The organism is Streptomyces sp. NPDC048182, from assembly GCF_043202555.1.
Taxonomy (GTDB): Bacteria; Actinomycetota; Actinomycetes; order Streptomycetales; family Streptomycetaceae; genus Streptomyces.
The window spans coordinates 226,091-240,940 of sequence record NZ_JBIDAQ010000009.1 but is presented as its reverse complement, the minus strand read 5'-3'; the positions used below and the strand labels follow the sequence as shown (position 1 = coordinate 240,940).

General features: G+C 72.3%; 14 protein-coding genes. 10 read left to right on the top strand and 4 right to left on the bottom strand.

Annotated features, from left to right (window positions below; genetic code table 11):
* The first annotated feature begins 37 nt into the window (after positions 1 to 37).
* The 6 genes from ACGFZL_RS19800 (at position 38) to ACGFZL_RS19775 (ending at position 6,794) form a co-directional block, all read left to right on the top strand.
* The gene (locus tag ACGFZL_RS19800; protein ID WP_355175989.1) at positions 38 to 1,810 is read left to right on the top strand and encodes an ABC transporter substrate-binding protein; all 1,773 of its coding nucleotides are present in this window, start codon (positions 38 to 40) and stop codon (positions 1,808 to 1,810) included.
* A gap of 69 nt (positions 1,811 to 1,879) precedes the next feature.
* Positions 1,880 to 2,887, top strand: a complete 1,008-nt coding sequence (locus ACGFZL_RS19795; RefSeq protein WP_355175988.1) for an ABC transporter permease — start codon at positions 1,880 to 1,882, stop codon at positions 2,885 to 2,887.
* A complete protein-coding gene (locus tag ACGFZL_RS19790; RefSeq protein WP_393693255.1) occupies positions 2,884 to 3,981 on the top strand; it encodes an ABC transporter ATP-binding protein in 1,098 nt (365 codons plus the stop codon). The genes ACGFZL_RS19795 and ACGFZL_RS19790 overlap by 4 nt, the downstream gene beginning before the upstream one ends.
* Positions 3,978 to 5,393 (top strand): ABC transporter ATP-binding protein, encoded by a 1,416-nt coding sequence (locus tag ACGFZL_RS19785; RefSeq protein ID WP_393693253.1) that lies wholly within the window; start codon positions 3,978 to 3,980, stop codon positions 5,391 to 5,393. The genes ACGFZL_RS19790 and ACGFZL_RS19785 overlap by 4 nt, the downstream gene beginning before the upstream one ends.
* An 87-nt stretch (positions 5,394 to 5,480) precedes the next feature.
* A complete protein-coding gene (locus ACGFZL_RS19780) occupies positions 5,481 to 6,146 on the top strand; it encodes a trimeric intracellular cation channel family protein (RefSeq protein WP_355175985.1) in 666 nt (221 codons plus the stop codon).
* 102 nt (positions 6,147 to 6,248) lie between these two features.
* Positions 6,249 to 6,794, top strand: a complete 546-nt coding sequence (locus ACGFZL_RS19775) for a cupin domain-containing protein (RefSeq protein WP_393693251.1) — start codon at positions 6,249 to 6,251, stop codon at positions 6,792 to 6,794.
* A 30-nt stretch (positions 6,795 to 6,824) separates the two neighbouring features.
* Here the strand turns inward: ACGFZL_RS19775 and alaS are convergent, their stop codons facing one another.
* Both alaS and tsaD read right to left on the bottom strand, forming a co-directional pair.
* Entirely contained in the window at positions 6,825 to 9,467 is a 2,643-nt protein-coding gene (gene alaS / locus ACGFZL_RS19770) for an alanine--tRNA ligase (protein ID WP_393693249.1), read from the bottom strand.
* Positions 9,468 to 9,507: 40 nt separating this feature from the next.
* Positions 9,508 to 10,584 (bottom strand): tRNA (adenosine(37)-N6)-threonylcarbamoyltransferase complex transferase subunit TsaD, encoded by a 1,077-nt coding sequence (gene tsaD / locus ACGFZL_RS19765; RefSeq protein ID WP_393693247.1) that lies wholly within the window; start codon positions 10,582 to 10,584, stop codon positions 9,508 to 9,510.
* A gap of 133 nt (positions 10,585 to 10,717) precedes the next feature.
* Between tsaD and ACGFZL_RS19760 the strand changes: the two genes are divergently transcribed.
* A complete protein-coding gene (locus tag ACGFZL_RS19760) occupies positions 10,718 to 11,575 on the top strand; it encodes a thioesterase family protein (protein WP_355175981.1) in 858 nt (285 codons plus the stop codon).
* A gap of 1 nt (position 11,576) precedes the next feature.
* On the opposite strand, the gene ACGFZL_RS19755 is transcribed toward ACGFZL_RS19760, so the two are convergent.
* Positions 11,577 to 12,251 (bottom strand): TetR family transcriptional regulator, encoded by a 675-nt coding sequence (locus ACGFZL_RS19755; protein ID WP_393693245.1) that lies wholly within the window; start codon positions 12,249 to 12,251, stop codon positions 11,577 to 11,579.
* Positions 12,252 to 12,366: 115 nt separating this feature from the next.
* Between ACGFZL_RS19755 and ACGFZL_RS19750 the strand changes: the two genes are divergently transcribed.
* The 3 genes from ACGFZL_RS19750 (at position 12,367) to ACGFZL_RS19740 (ending at position 14,095) form a co-directional block, all read left to right on the top strand.
* A complete protein-coding gene (locus ACGFZL_RS19750) occupies positions 12,367 to 12,534 on the top strand; it encodes a hypothetical protein (RefSeq protein WP_355175979.1) in 168 nt (55 codons plus the stop codon).
* Positions 12,535 to 12,587: 53 nt separating this feature from the next.
* The gene (locus tag ACGFZL_RS19745) at positions 12,588 to 12,854 is read left to right on the top strand and encodes a DUF4190 domain-containing protein (protein ID WP_355175978.1); all 267 of its coding nucleotides are present in this window, start codon (positions 12,588 to 12,590) and stop codon (positions 12,852 to 12,854) included.
* Between the two features lie 71 nt (positions 12,855 to 12,925).
* Complete coding sequence (locus tag ACGFZL_RS19740; RefSeq protein WP_393693242.1) at positions 12,926 to 14,095, top strand: cysteine desulfurase family protein; 1,170 nt, start codon at positions 12,926 to 12,928, stop codon at positions 14,093 to 14,095.
* A gap of 9 nt (positions 14,096 to 14,104) precedes the next feature.
* Here the strand turns inward: ACGFZL_RS19740 and ACGFZL_RS19735 are convergent, their stop codons facing one another.
* On the bottom strand, positions 14,105 to 14,791 hold the full coding sequence (locus tag ACGFZL_RS19735; RefSeq protein WP_393693240.1) for an N-acetylmuramoyl-L-alanine amidase: 687 nt from the start codon (positions 14,789 to 14,791) through the stop codon (positions 14,105 to 14,107).
* Between the last annotated feature and the right edge of the window lie 59 nt (positions 14,792 to 14,850).

The following is a 14,850-nucleotide window of genomic DNA, read 5'->3' as shown; positions in this document are numbered from 1 at the left end:
CCGCGGCCGCCCTGAGAGTCCCACAGATTTGCCAACAATGGAGGGGAAGCAGACCATCATGCGAAGGTCAGCTCTGGCCGCTGTCGCGGCCATCGGCAGTGCGAGCCTGCTGCTTTCGGCTTGCAGCAAGGCCGATGACAGCTCGGACAACAACGGAAACAAGTCGGCAGAGGCCAACGCAGCGACCAAGGGTGTCGTCAACGCCTCCACCCAGGAGGGTGGGACGGTCACGTACGAGTACTCGGACGTGCCGGACTCCTTCGACCCCGGCAACACGTACTACGCGTACATGTACAACCTCAGCCGGCTGTACGCCCGTCCGCTGATGACCTTCAAGCCCGGCGCGGGCGAGGAGGGCAACACGCTGGTCCCGGACCTCGCGGCCAGCAAGGGCGTGCCGAGCGACGGCGGCAAGACCTGGACGTACAAGCTGCGTGCGGGGCTGAAGTACGAGGACGGCACGCCGATCACGGCGAAGGACGTCAAGTACGCGGTCGAGCGCTCCAACTTCGCGCGTGACGTGCTCTCCCTCGGCCCGAACTACTTCCAGCAGTTCCTGAAGGACGGCGCCAAGTACAAGGGCCCGTACAAGGACAAGAGCGCCACGGGTCTGAAGGCCATCGAGACGCCCGACGACACGACGATCGCCTTCCACCTGAGCCGGCCCTTCCAGGAGTTCGACTACCTGGTGGCGACGCCGCAGACGGCCCCGGTGCCCCAGGCCAAGGACAAGGGCATCGACTACGTCAAGAGCATCGTCTCCTCGGGCTCGTACAAGTTCCAGAGCTACGAGGAGGGCAAGCAGGCCGTCCTCGTCCGCAACGAGAACTGGGACGCGAAGACGGACCCGCTGCGCAAGCAGCTCCCAGAGAAGATCGTCGTCAAGCTGAAGGTCAACTCCGAGACGATCGACCAGGACGTCCAGGCGGGCACCGCGATCGACCTCGGCGGCACCGGCGTCCAGGCCGCGACCCAGGCCAAGGTCGTCAACGACACCAAGCTGAAGGCCAACACCGACAACACCTACGGTGGCCGCCTCGTCTACGCCGCGATCAACACCCAGGTCGCCCCGTTCGACAAGGTCGAGTGCCGCAAGGCCGTCGAGTACGCCATCGACAAGACCTCGGTGCAGACCGCCCTCGGCGGCCCGATCCGCGGTGACATCGCCAGCACCGTCCTGCCGCCGGACATCCCCGGCTACCAGAAGTCGGACGCGTACGCCACCGACGGCAACAAGGGCGACGTCGCCAAGGCCAAGGAGCAGCTGAAGGCCTGCGGCACGTCGAGCATCAAGACCAACATCTCGGCGCGCAGCGACCGTCAGCAGGAGATCGACGCGGCCACCGCGATCATCGCCGCGCTGAAGAAGGTCGGCATCGACGCCACGCTGAAGCAGTACCCGTCGGGCAAGTACTTCACCGACTACGCGGGTGTGCCGTCCTTCGACAAGAAGCAGAAGATCGGCCTGCACATGATGCAGTGGGGTGCCGACTGGCCGTCCGGCTACGGCTTCCTGCAGCAGATCCTCAACGGTGAGGCCATCGGCGGGTCCGGCAACACCAACCTGTCGTACATCGACGACAAGCAGATGAACGACCTGCTCGGCAAGGCCATCGCCACCCAGGACGACACCGAGCGCAACGCGCTGTACGGCCAGATCGACAAGCGCGCCATGGACCTGGCCACCGTCGTCCCGCTGACCTACTTCAAGGTCCTGCTGTACCGCCCGACCACCTTCACCAACCTGGTGTCCACGGCGGCCTTCAGCGGTCAGTACGACTACCTCAACATCGGCACGACCAAGAAGTAGCCCCGGAAGGCAGGTGAAGGCTTTGGTGCCCGCGGACTTCGCGGTCCGCGGGTACCGGCGCCGGTCCCCGTGATCTCGTACATCCTCCGCCGGACGTTCGCGGCAGTGATCCTGCTGCTGGTCGTCACCGCGGTCACCTTCGCGATCTTCTTCCTGCTGCCACGGTTGGCAGGTCAGACCGCCGACCAGCTCGCGCAGCAGTACATCGGGAAGAGCCCGACGAAGGCCGACATCATCGCGGTCAAGCAGAACCTCGGCCTGGACCAGCCCCTTTACGTCCAGTACTGGCACTTCATCAAGGGGATCGTCGCCGGCGCCACCTACGATCTGGGCCCCACGACGACGCACTGCTCCGCGCCGTGCTTCGGGTACTCCTTCAAGAACCACGTCGAGGTGTGGCCGCAGCTCACCTCGCGCCTCCCGGTCACGCTGTCGCTGGCGGGCGGGGCCGCCGTGCTGTGGCTGGTCTCCGGCGTCCTGATCGGCGTGATCTCGGCGCTCAAGCCCCGCAGCTTCTTCGACCGCGCCTTCATGGGCGTCGCGCTCGCCGGCGTCTCGCTGCCCATGTTCTTCACCGGCAACCTCGCGCTGCTGCTCTTCACCTTCCAGTGGCCGATCTTCGGCCGCACCTATGTGCCGTTCACCGAGAACCCGGGGCAGTGGGCCAACACGCTCTTCCCGGCCTGGTGCTCGCTCGCACTGCTCTACTCCGCCATCTACGCGCGGCTCACCCGCTCGGGCATGCTGGAGACGATGAACGAGGACTTCATCCGCACGGCCCGCGCCAAGGGCCTGCGCGAGCACAAGGTCGTCGCCCGGCACGGGCTGCGGGCCGCGCTGACGCCGATCATCACGGTGTTCGGCATGGACCTCGGCCTGCTGCTCGGCGGCGCCGTGATCACCGAGACCGTCTTCTCGCTGCCCGGCATCGGGCAGTACGCGGTGCAGGGCATCACGGACAACGACCTGCCCCCGATCCTCGGGGTGACCCTGATCGCCGCCTTCTTCGTCGTCATCGCCAACTTGTTGGTGGACCTGCTCTACGCCGCCGCCGACCCTCGCGTGAGGCTCTCGTGACCGAACTCTCCAAGACCGAGACAGCTGTGGGAGAGCCCACGAAGGCGCCGTCGGACCCGTCCGACGCGTTCCTCTCGGTCCGCGACCTCAAAGTGCACTTCCCCACCGACGACGGCCTGGTCAAGTCCGTCGACGGGCTGAGCTTCCAGGTGGAGAAGGGCAAGACCCTCTGCATCGTGGGCGAGTCGGGCTCCGGCAAGTCCGTCACCTCGCTGGCGATCATGGGCCTGCACCGGCTCGGCGCCCGCGGCAAGAACGTGCGGATGTCCGGCGAGATCTGGCTGGGCGGCAAGGAGCTGATCTCCGCCCAGCCGGACGAGGTGCGCCGGCTGCGTGGGCGCGAGATGGCGATGATCTTCCAGGACCCGCTGTCCGCGATGCACCCGTACTACACCGTCGGCAGCCAGATCATCGAGGCGCACCGGGTCCACCACGACGTCAGCAAGAAGGCCGCGCGCAAGCGGGCCATCGAGATGCTCGACCGGGTCGGCATCCCCGAGCCCGACAAGCGGGTCGACAACTACCCGCACGAGTTCTCCGGCGGTATGCGCCAGCGCGCGATGATCGCCATGTCGCTGGTCAACAACCCCGAACTGCTCATCGCGGACGAGCCGACGACCGCCCTCGACGTCACCGTCCAGGCGCAGATCCTCGACCTCGTCCGGGACCTGCAGAAGGAGTTCGGCTCCGCGGTCGTCCTCATCACCCACGACCTCGGGGTGGTCGCCGAGATCGCCGACGACGTCCTGGTGATGTACGGCGGCCGGTGCGTCGAGCGCGGCACGGTCGGCGACGTCTTCGAACGCCCGCAGCACCCCTACACCTGGGGCCTGCTCGGCTCGATGCCCCGCCTGGACCGGGAGACCACCGACCGGCTCATCCCGGTCAAGGGCCAGCCGCCGAGCCTCATCAACGTGCCCTCGGGCTGCGCCTTCCACCCCCGCTGCCCGTACGCCGACCTCCCCAAGGGGAACGTCACCCGTACCGTGCGCCCCGAGCTGCAGCCCATCGGTGGCGGGCACTTCACCGCCTGCCACCTCTCCCCGGAGGACCGCACGCGGATCTGGACCGAAGAGATTGCGCCGAACCTGTGAGTGAGACGAAGAAGACGGACGCGCCGCCGATCCCCGCCCAGGCGACCGCTTCCGGGGCGTCGGACGTGCTGCTCAAGGTCGAGGGCCTGCAGAAGCACTTCCCGATCCGCAAGGGCGTCCTCAGGCGTCAGGCCGGCGCCGTCAAGGCCGTCGACGGCATCGACTTCGAGGTCCGCAAGGGCGAGACCCTCGGCGTGGTCGGCGAGTCGGGCTGCGGCAAGTCGACCATGGGCCGGGTCATCACCCGGCTCCAGGACCCGACCGGCGGCTCGATCCACTTCGAGGGCCAGGACATCACGCGGCTGAGCACGGCCGGGATGCGTCCGCTGCGGCGCAACATCCAGATGATCTTCCAGGACCCGTACGGCTCCCTGAACCCGCGCCACACCATCGGCGGCATCGTCTCGGCGCCGTTCCGGCTGCAGGGCGTGGAGCCCGAGGGCGGGGTGAAGAAGGAGGTCCAGCGGCTCCTGGAGCTGGTGGGCCTGAGCCCCGAGCACTACAACCGCTACCCGCACGAGTTCTCCGGCGGCCAGCGCCAGCGCATCGGCATCGCCCGCGCGCTCGCGCTCAACCCGAAGCTGGTCGTGGCCGACGAGCCGGTCTCCGCGCTCGACGTGTCGATCCAGGCCCAGGTCGTCAACCTGCTCGACGACCTCCAGCGGGAGCTGGGCCTGACGTACGTGATCATCGCGCACGACCTGTCCGTCGTCCGGCACGTCTCGGACCGGATCGCGGTGATGTACCTCGGCAAGATCGTGGAGCTGGCCGACCGCGACAAGCTCTACAAGTCGCCGATGCACCCGTACACCAAGGCGCTGCTCTCCGCGGTGCCGATCCCGGACCCGTCGCGCAAGGGCGCCAAGAGCGAGCGCATCCTGCTCAAGGGCGACGTGCCCTCGCCGATCTCGCCGCCGACCGGCTGCCGCTTCCACACCCGGTGCTGGAAGGCCACGGAGATCTGCCGGACCACCGAGCCGCCGCTCCTGGAGCTGCGCCCCGGCCAGCAGGCCGCCTGCCACCACCCGGAGGACTTCGCGGACCAGGCGCCGCAGGACGTGGTCCTGCTGACCGCCGCGAAGGAGGCGGCCGAGCTGGTGGCCGACGAGGTGATCGCCGCGTCCGCGGAGACCTCGGCGGCGGTGGCCGCGGAGGTCGAGGCCGGCACGATCGAGCTGGGCCACGACCACGACGGCGACGCCGCCAAGGGCGACGCGGGCGAGGGCGTCACGGCCGGGGCCGAGGCCGCCGAGGCCGACCCCGCCGCGGGCGACACGGCCGCCCGCGCCGAGGCCGAGGTGGCCGAGCCGCGTCCGGTGAAGACCGAGGCCGCGGCCCCGGTCCTGCCGGACACGAAGGCGTCCCCGGCCCCGGAGCGGGGTTCCGACGCCCCCGGCGAGGAGACGAAGTAGCCCCGCACCCCTCGTAGGGCTCAGCCCCCGTCCTGCCGCGCGACCGCGCTGCGGGGCGGGGGCTCTCCCGCGGGCGAGAATGACGGCGTGTACCAGGAACTCTTCACACCCTCCGTCCAGCACACGCTCGACCTGATCGGCATCTTCGTCTTCGCCATCTCCGGCGCGCTGCTGGCCGTGCGCAAGAACTTCGACGTCTTCGGCATCGCCGTCCTCGCCGAGGTCACCGCGCTGGGCGGCGGGCTCTTCCGGGACCTGGTCATCGGCGCGGTGCCGCCCGCCGCCTTCACCGACCTCGGGTACTTCGTGACGCCGCTGGCCGCCGCGCTGCTCGTGGTCTTCCTGCACCCGCACGTGGAGCGGCTCCAGACCGGCGTGAACATCTTCGACGCGGCCGGCCTCGGCCTGTTCTGCGTCACCGGCACCACCAAGGCGTACGGCTACGGCCTCGGCCTGACCGCCTCCGCCTGCCTGGGCCTGGCCACCGCGGTCGGCGGCGGGGTGCTGCGCGACGTGCTCGCCAACGAGGTGCCCTCGCTGCTGCGCTGGGACCGCGACCTGTACGCCGTCCCGGCCATCGTCGGCGCCGCGATGGTCGCCCTGTGCATCCGCCAGGACGCGCTGACGCCCTTCACCAGCGGCGTCGCGGTGGTCACCGCGTTCGTCCTGCGGCTGCTGGCGATGCGTTTCCACTGGCGGGCCCCGCGGGCCTGGAACCGGCGGTCGACGGCGGTGGAGGGGGAGGGCGAGTGACGGGGTGCACGGCTCTGGACGGCAGCGCGAGTCGCGCTTGAGGTAAGGGTCGTAACGTAATTGCGACCACTACCACTACCGCTGCCGCAAGGAGTCGATCGCATGAGTGATCTCGTCCGTCTGCCGGGTGAGGGACGCAGACTGGTCACGAAGGCCCAGGAAGTGACCTTCAAGGCCACCGGCGCGCAGGGCTCCTCCGCCTCCGTCTTCGAGGTGGTGGTGCCGCCGGGGTTCGACACCGGCGGCCACTACCACGAGCGGTCGGAGGAGTTCTTCTACATCCTCGAAGGCGAGCTGGAGCTGCTCGCCTTCGAGCCGGCCGAACGCACCGACGACTGGCTGGACTGGGAGTCCGTCGACGGGGACCGGGTCGTCCGCGCCCCCGCGGGCAGCAGCATGTTCGTGCCGCCGAACACCCCGCACGCGTTCCGCAACGCCACCGGGGAACCGGTGCGCATGCTGTTCCAGAGCAACCCCTCTCCCGAGCACGAGCACTACTTCGAGGAGATCGCGGAGATCTGGTCCGCCGGCGACTCGGTGGACCCGGAAGCGGTCCGACGCATGCGGAGCCGTTACGACGTCCGGCAGATCACTCCGATGCGCTTCGAGCCGCCGGCCGCCGCCGCTCCGGGAGCGAACGCCTCCTGACCGTCCGCCCCCGCCGAGTGGCCCGCGTGCTCAGGGCGCGGCCACGAGGCGGGGCACGTCCGCCAGGACAGTGCTCGCGTCACCCGCCGGGACACCGCCCTGCGCGATCTCCCCGGACCCCCCGCCCCGGCCACCGAGAAGGGCCTTCACCAGCGCCCCGGCGTCCCGGCCCGCCTCCCGCGCCGCGCGGTTGACGGCCAGCACGAAGGCACCGCCCTCGGTGGCCACGGCCACCACGCCCGGGCGGGTGTCCTCGAACCGGTCGCGGACGGCCAGGGCCAGGGCGCGCGCGTCCTGGGCCTGGCCGTCGAGGGTGGTGGTCACCACGAGGGTGCCCCGGACGTCGACGGCCCCGGCGGCCAGTTCGCCGGCGCGGACCGCGGTGGCCGCGGCCCTGAGGCGGGCGTTCTCCCGGTCGGCGGCCTTGAGCCGGTCCAGGAGCCCGGTGATCCGCTCGGGCAGCTCGGCGCGGGGCGCGCCCAGCTGTTCGGCGATCCGGTGCGCCAGGTCGCGCTCGCGGGCGAGGTACCCGAACCCCTCGATGCCGACGGCGGCCTCCAGCCTGCGCATGCCGGCGCCGACCGAGGACTCGGCGGTGAGGGCCACGGTGCCGATCTGCGAGGCGTGTTCGACGTGCGTGCCGCCGCACAGCTCGCGCGACCAGGCCCCGCCGATCTCGACGACGCGGACCTTCTCGCCGTAGCTCTCGTCGAAGAGGGCGAGCGCGCCCAGCTCCCTGGCCTCCGGCAGCGTCATCCAGCGCACCCCGACCGGCAGGTCGCGGCGCAGGGCGCGGTTGGCGGCCTCCTCGATGTCACCGCGTGCGGCGGGGGAGAGGGCGCCGCGCCAGGGGAAGTCGAGGCGGAGGTGGCCGGGGCGGTTGTACGAGCCGGACTGCAGGGCGGTGGGGCCGAGGACCTCGCGGAGCGCGGCGTGCAGGACGTGGGTGCCGGAGTGGGCCTGGCGGGCGCCGAGCCGCCATTCGGGATCCACGGCGGCCACCACCGCGTCGCCGGCGGCGAGTTCGCCGGAGAGGACCCGCACCCGGTGGACGACCAGGCCGGGCAGCGGGCGCTGCACGTCGACGACCTCGGCCTCGCCCGAGGCGCCGGAGATCCGGCCGGCGTCCGCCTCCTGGCCGCCGGACTCGGCGTAGAACGGGGAGCGGTCGAGGACGACGGTGGCCAGCGCGCCCTCCCGGGCGACCGGGACGGCCCCCTCGGCGCCGAGCACGGCGAGGACGGTCGACTCCGTGGTCAGCGTGTCCCAGGCCCGCCACTCCGTCGGGCCGTGCGCGTCCAGGACGCTCCGCAGGGCGGCGGTGTCGCCGGAGCCGCCGGACTTGCGGGCCCGGGCGTCGGCGCGGGCCCTCTCGCGCTGCTCCTCCATGAGCGCGGTGAAGCCCGCGCGGTCGACCTCGACGCCCTGCTCCGCGGCCATCTCCAGGGTGAGGTCGATGGGGAAGCCGTAGGTGTCGTGGAGCAGGAACGCCTGCGCGCCGGGCAGCGCCAGGCCGCCCGCCTCCTTGACCTTGCCGACGGCGGTGTCCAGGACGGTGGTGCCCTGCCGCAGGGTGGACCGGAAGGCGTCCTCCTCGCCCCGCGCCCGGTCCAGGATCCGCGCGTACCCCTCCGCCACCTCGGGGTAGCTGGGCGCCATGCAGTCCCGCGCCACGGCCAGGAGGTCGCCGAGGACCGGGTCCTGGGTGCCGAGCTGGCGCATGGAGCGCACGGCGCGGCGGATGATGCGGCGCAGCACGTAGCCCCGGCCCTCGTTGCCGGGCGTGGTGCCGTCGGCGAGCAGCATCAGCGCGGTGCGGACGTGGTCGGCGACGACCCGCAGCCGGACGTCGGCCGTCGCGTCGGCGCCGTAGCGGGCGCCGGCCAGCTCGGCGGCGCGGTCCAGGACGGGGCGGGTCTCGTCGATCTCGTAGAGGTTGTCCACGCCCTGGAGGAGGGTGGCCATGCGCTCCAGGCCCATGCCGGTGTCGATGTTGCGGCGCGGTAGCTCACCGAGGATCGGATAGCCCGTCTTGCCGGTCCCCTCCCCGCGCTCGTACTGCATGAAGACCAGGTTCCAGAACTCCATGTAGCGGTCCTCGTCCACCGCCGGGCCGCCCGCCCGGCCGAGGGCGGGGCCGCGGTCGTAGTACAGCTCCGAGCAGGGGCCGCACGGGCCGGGGACGCCCATGGACCAGAAGTTGTCCTCGTCGCCCCGGGCCACGATCCGCTCGTCGGGCAGGCCGGCCACCGCGCGCCACAGGGCGCGGGCCTCGTCGTCGGAGTGGTGCACGGTCACCCAGATCCGGTCCGGGTCGAGGCCGTACCCGCCCTCGGCCCGCGACCCGGTCGACAGCTCCCAGGCGAAGGCGATGGCCTCCTCCTTGAAGTAGTCGCCGAGCGAGAAGTTGCCGTTCATCTGGAAGAACGAGCCGTGCCGGGTGGTCCTGCCGACCTCCTCGATGTCCAGGGTGCGCACGCACTTCTGCACGCTGGTGGCCCGCGGCCAGGGCGGCTCCTGCTCGCCCGTCAGGTACGGCTTGAACGGCACCATGCCCGCGTTGACGAAGAGCAGGGTCGGGTCGGGGGTGGGCAGCGGGGCGCTGGGCACCACGGTGTGGCCGCGCTCGGCGAAGAAGTCCAGGAAGCGGGTGCGGATGTCGGCAGTGCGCATGGGGCGGTGCTCCACGATCGAGGGGGTCACAGGGAGGGGGTCACGCGGGGCGGGCCCGCACCGCTGGGGTCGGCAGCGGGGTCAGGGAGGCGTACTCCAGGGGCGCCGACGGGTCGATCGACACGTTCAGCGGCGCGGGGGCGGCTCCGGAGCGCACCAGCAGGTCGCCCACCGCCGCGATCATGGCGCCGTTGTCCGTGCACAGCGTCATCGGCGGCACCCGCAGCTCGATGCCCGCGGCCCGGCAGCGCTCCTCGGCGAGCGCCCGCACCCGGGAGTTGGCCGCGACGCCCCCGACCACGATCAGCGTCCGTACGTCGTGGTCGCGGCAGGCTCGCAGCGCCTTGCGGGTCAGCACGTCCGCGACCGCCTCCTGGAGCGCGGCGGCGCCGTCGGCGACCGACGGCTCGGCACCGCGCAGCCGGTGCTGCTCGACCCAGCGGGCGGCGGCCGTCTTGAGGCCGGAGAAGGAGAAGGCGTAGGGGTCGTCGCCGGCCTTGGTCAGGGGGCGCGGGAAGGCCACCGCGGCCGGGTCCCCGGCGCGGGCGGCGCGGTCGATGGCCGGGCCGCCCGGGTAGGGGAGGCCGAGGATGCGGGCGACCTTGTCGAAGCACTCGCCGGCCGCGTCGTCGAGGGTGTCGCCCAGGTGCCGGATCGGCTCGCGCACCAGGTCCCGCACGAGCAGCAGCGAGGTGTGGCCGCCGGAGACGATGAGGACGACGCACGGCTCGGGCAGCGGACCGTGCGCCAGGGTGTCGGCGGCGACGTGCCCGGCGAGGTGGTGCACCCCGTACAGCGGAACGCCCGCCGCGTAGGCGAGGGTCTTCGCCCCCGCCAGGCCGACCTGGAGGGCACCGGACAGACCGGGACCGGTGGTGACGGCCACCGCGTCCAGCTGCCCGAGCCGCAGCCCGGCCTCGGCGAGGGCCTGCCGCACGACCGGCGTGAACGCCTGGAGGTGCGCGCGGGAGGCGATCTCCGGCACCACGCCGCCGAAGCGGGCGTGCTCGTCCATGCTCGACGCCACCACGTGGGCCAGCAGCTTCCCGTCCCGCACGACACCCGCGCCGGTCTCGTCGCACGACGACTCGATCCCCAGCACCACCGGCCCGCTCACCGCGACCTCCTTCTGCCTCCATTGTGCACTTGCAATATATGTGCAATAAGACCCAGGGTGCCGCGCGCCCGCCGGAGGAGGGCGGGAGGGGAGAAAGCTACCGCTTAGTAGCGTCCTGGGGTACCGTGCTGCCATGCCAGAAGCAGCCTCCGCGGACATCCGGGCCACCATCGGCGACAGCGAGTTCGACCGGGACACCGCCGTCACCCGGCGCGCCCCCGGCGTCTACGACATCGACCTGTCCGCCGGCTGGACCATCATCAGCGCCGTCAACGGCGGCTACCTGCTGGCCGTCCTCGGCCGCGCCCTCGCGGACGCGCTCCCGCACGCCGACCCCTTCACCGTCTCGGCGCACTACCTCACCGCCTCCCAGCCGGGGCCGGCGGTCGTCCGCACCGAGACGGTCCGCACCGGCCGCTCCCTCTCCACCGGCCAGGCCTCGCTCTTCCAGTACGACGAGCACGGCGCCGAGGTCGAGCGCATCCGCGTCCTCGCCTCCTACGGCGACCTGGACGCGCTGCCCGACGACGTCCGCACCTCGGCCAAGCCGCCCGCCTTCCCGCCCCCGGAGCAGTGCTTCGGCCCCGAGGACGGTCCCGCGCCGGTGGACGGCAGCTCGGCCATCACCGAGCGGCTCAGGCTGAAGCTGGACCCCGCCACCCTCGGCTGGGCGCTCGGCGAGCCGTCCGGCAGGGGGGAGATGCGGGCCTGGTTCGGGCTCGCCGACGGCCGCGACGCCGACCCGCTCTCGCTGCTGCTCGCGGTGGACGCGCTGCCGCCGACCGCCTTCGAGCTGGGCATCAAGGGCTGGGTGCCGACGGTGGAGCTGACCGTGCACGTGCGGTGCCGCCCGGCCCCTGGGCCGCTGCGGGTCGCCATCACCACCCGCAACCTGGCCGGCGGCTTCCTGGAGGAGGACGCCGAGGTCTGGGACAGCGCCGACCGCCTGGTGGCCCAGTCCCGTCAGCTGGCCCGGGTCCGGCTCGCCTGACTCAGCCCTCCCGGTCCCCGCCGCGCGGGTCGGGGTCGGGGTCCAGCCAGTGCCGGCGCCCCGCGCTGATCAGCCGCATCCGGCGCCGCGCGGTCTCGCCGGCCCGGCGCATGCCCTCCTCCGGTGCCTCCGGCGCGGCCTCGTACGCCTCCAGGAACAGGTCGGCGGTGCTCAGCATCTGGTCGACGTAGAGGCCGGCCAGCATCAGCAGGTCCGCCTCGCTCCAGCCCGCCGCCTCGGGGTCCTTGGCCAGCTCGGCCCGCACCTCCTCGGCGAACCGGGCCAGTTGGCGCCGTATCGCCTCGCGCACCGGCTGCACCCCGCCGTGCCGCTCCCGGGCGATGAAGCGGACGTGGGCCGGGTACCGGGACACATGGCCCTCGATCAACTCGACGGCGCGCGCGATCCGTTCGGCGCTGTCCTCGCCCGGGGAGACCGTCGCCCCGATCATCGGGTGCAGACTGCCAAGCGCCTCCTCGACCAGCGCCACCCCGAGGTCCGCGATGGAGCGGAAGTGCCGGTAGAAGGCGGTCGGGGCGACGCCGACGGCGCGGGTGACCTCGCGCAGCCCCAGGCTGCTCAGGCTCTGCTCCTGGAGCAGTTCGAGCGCCGCGTCCAGGAGCGCCTGACGGGTCTTCTGCTTCTGGGCCTGCCGGACGCCGAGGGTGTGACTCATGCCATGCAGTCAACAACTGTTCTCCGAGATCGGCCACCCATGAGACGCGCTAGACTGGGCAGTCAGTAAACAACTGTACCTACAAGCGTTCACCGACTCCTGGGGGGTCCGGATCATGCTGGTCCTCGTCTTCGCCCTGCTGCTCTTCGGCGTCGTGCTCGGCACCGTCGCCCACGCGCCGCTCGGCGTCTCCGTCGCGCTCGGCCTGGTGATCGCGGTCTGGCTCGCCGTCTTCGCGCTCCGCGAGCGCCACGGCCGCCGCCGCGGCACCTCCGCCCACTGACCCACGCGTCGTCCGTAAGTCCACAAGTCCATAAGTCCAGAAGGGAGATCATCATGCAGCTCACCGCTCCGGCCGGTCGTCGCACCGGCATCCGGGACACCAACGGCATGGCCGTCGCCTCGTTCGTCCTGGGTCTGCTCGGCCTGCTCGTGCTCAACCTCTTCCTCGGCCCCGTCGCCATCGCGCTGGCCGTCGTCGCCCTGTGGCGCGGCACCGGCCGCCCCCGCCGGGCCTACCTCGGCCTCGCCCTGGGCATCGCCGACCTGGTGGTCCTCGCGTGCGTCATGGGCACCGACAGCACCCTCTCGTGGAGCCTGTGAGCCGGCCCGCCGGCCCCGCGCGCCCCGTGGCCTGAGGCCGCCCCGACGGGCCCCGTAGAATCGGGCCCACCATGGCTTACCTCGACCACGCCGCGACCACCCCGATGCTCCCCGAGGCGGTCGAGGCGCTCACCGCGCACCTGGGCGTCACCGGGAACGCCTCCTCCCTGCACGCGTCCGGCCGACGCGCGCGCCGCACGGTCGAGGAGGCCCGCGAGACCCTCGCCGAGGCGCTCGGCGCCCGCCCCAGCGAGGTCGTCCTGACCTCCGGCGGCACCGAGGCGGACAACCTCGCCGTCAAGGGCCTGTACTGGGCCCGCCGGGACGCCGACCCGGCCCGTACCCGGGTCCTGGCCAGCCCCGTCGAGCACCACGCCGTCCTGGACGCCGTCGACTGGCTCGGCGCGCACGAGGGCGCCACCGTGGAGTACCTGCCGGTCGACGCGTACGGCCGCGTCCACCCCGAGGCGCTGCGCGAGGCCATCGCGCGCAACCCGGCCGACGTCGCCCTCGCCACCGTGATGTGGGCCAACAACGAGATCGGCACCGTCATGCCGGTGCGCGAACTGGCCGACGTCGCCGCCGAGTTCGACGTGCCGCTGCACGCCGACGCGGTGCAGGCCCTCGGCCAGCTGCCGGTCGACTTCGCCGCCTCCGGGCTGGCCGCGATGACCGTCTCCGGGCACAAGATCGGCGGCCCGTACGGCATCGGCGCGCTGCTGCTCGGCCGCGAGTACACCCCGGTGCCCGTCCTGCACGGCGGCGGCCAGGAGCGGCACGTGCGCTCCGGCACCCTGGACGTCCCCGCCGTCGCCTCCTTCGCGGTCGCCGGGCGGCTGGCCGCCGAGCAGCGCGCGTGGTTCGCCCGCGAGATCGGCGCCCTGCGCGACGACCTGGTCGACGCGGTCCGCGCCGCCGTCCCCGACGCCCTGCTCGGCGGCGACCCGGCCCCCGGCGGCCGGCTCCCGGCCAACGCGCACTTCACCTTCCCCGGCTGCGAGGGCGACTCCCTGCTGCTCCTGCTCGACGCGCAGGGCATCGAGTGCTCCACCGGCTCCGCCTGCACCGCCGGCGTCGCCCAGCCCAGCCACGTCCTGCTCGCCACCGGCACCGACCCCGATCTCGCCCGCGGCACCCTGCGCTTCTCCCTCGGCCACACCTCCACGGAGGCCGACGTCGAGGCCCTGGCCAAGGCCATCGGCCCGGCGGTGGAGCGGGCCCGGGCGGCGGGGCTGAGCTGAGGATGCCGCTCAGGCGCGCCCGCTGGAGGTCGACGGGGCCGCCGACGGGCGGCTGGTGGCCGCGCGGCGGACCAGGCGCAGGTAGCGGTCCCAGTCCCAGTGCGGCCCCGGGTCGGTGTGGTCGGTGCCCGGCACCTCGACGTGGCCGATGATGTGCTTACGGTCGACGGGTATGCCGTACCGGCCGCATATCGCCGCGGTCAGCCGCGCGGAGGCCGCGTACATCGCGTCGGTGAAGTCCTGGGGCCGGTCCACGAAGCCCTCGTGCTCGATGCCGACACTGCGCTCGTTGTACTCCCGGTTGCCCGCGTGGAACGCCACGTCCAGCTCGCGGATCATCTGCGTGACGTGCCCGTCCTGGCCCACGATGTAGTGCGCGGCGGCCCGGTGGCCGGGGTCCTGGAACGCCTTCACCGCGCTGCTGAAACTGCCCTGCGTGACATGGACGACGACCATGTCGATGCCGTAGTCGTCCGGCCGGTCCGCGCGCCGCCAGTTCGCGTCCGAGGCCGACACCCAGCGCGCGCCCGCGTAGTCGACGACGCCCGCCTCGCGCGGTTTCTCCACGCCGGGCGTGCGCCACCACAGCCGGGCCAGCTCGTCGCGGGCGAGCACCGCGGTGCCCGTCGCCGCCACGGCGCCGCCCACCAGCAGCGCCCGCCGCCCGATGCGCCGATCGGCGTCCTTTGCCTCCATGTGTGCGTGAACGCATACTCACGGGCTCCGGTTCCCGCGTCCCCGTACCCTGGAAGGGT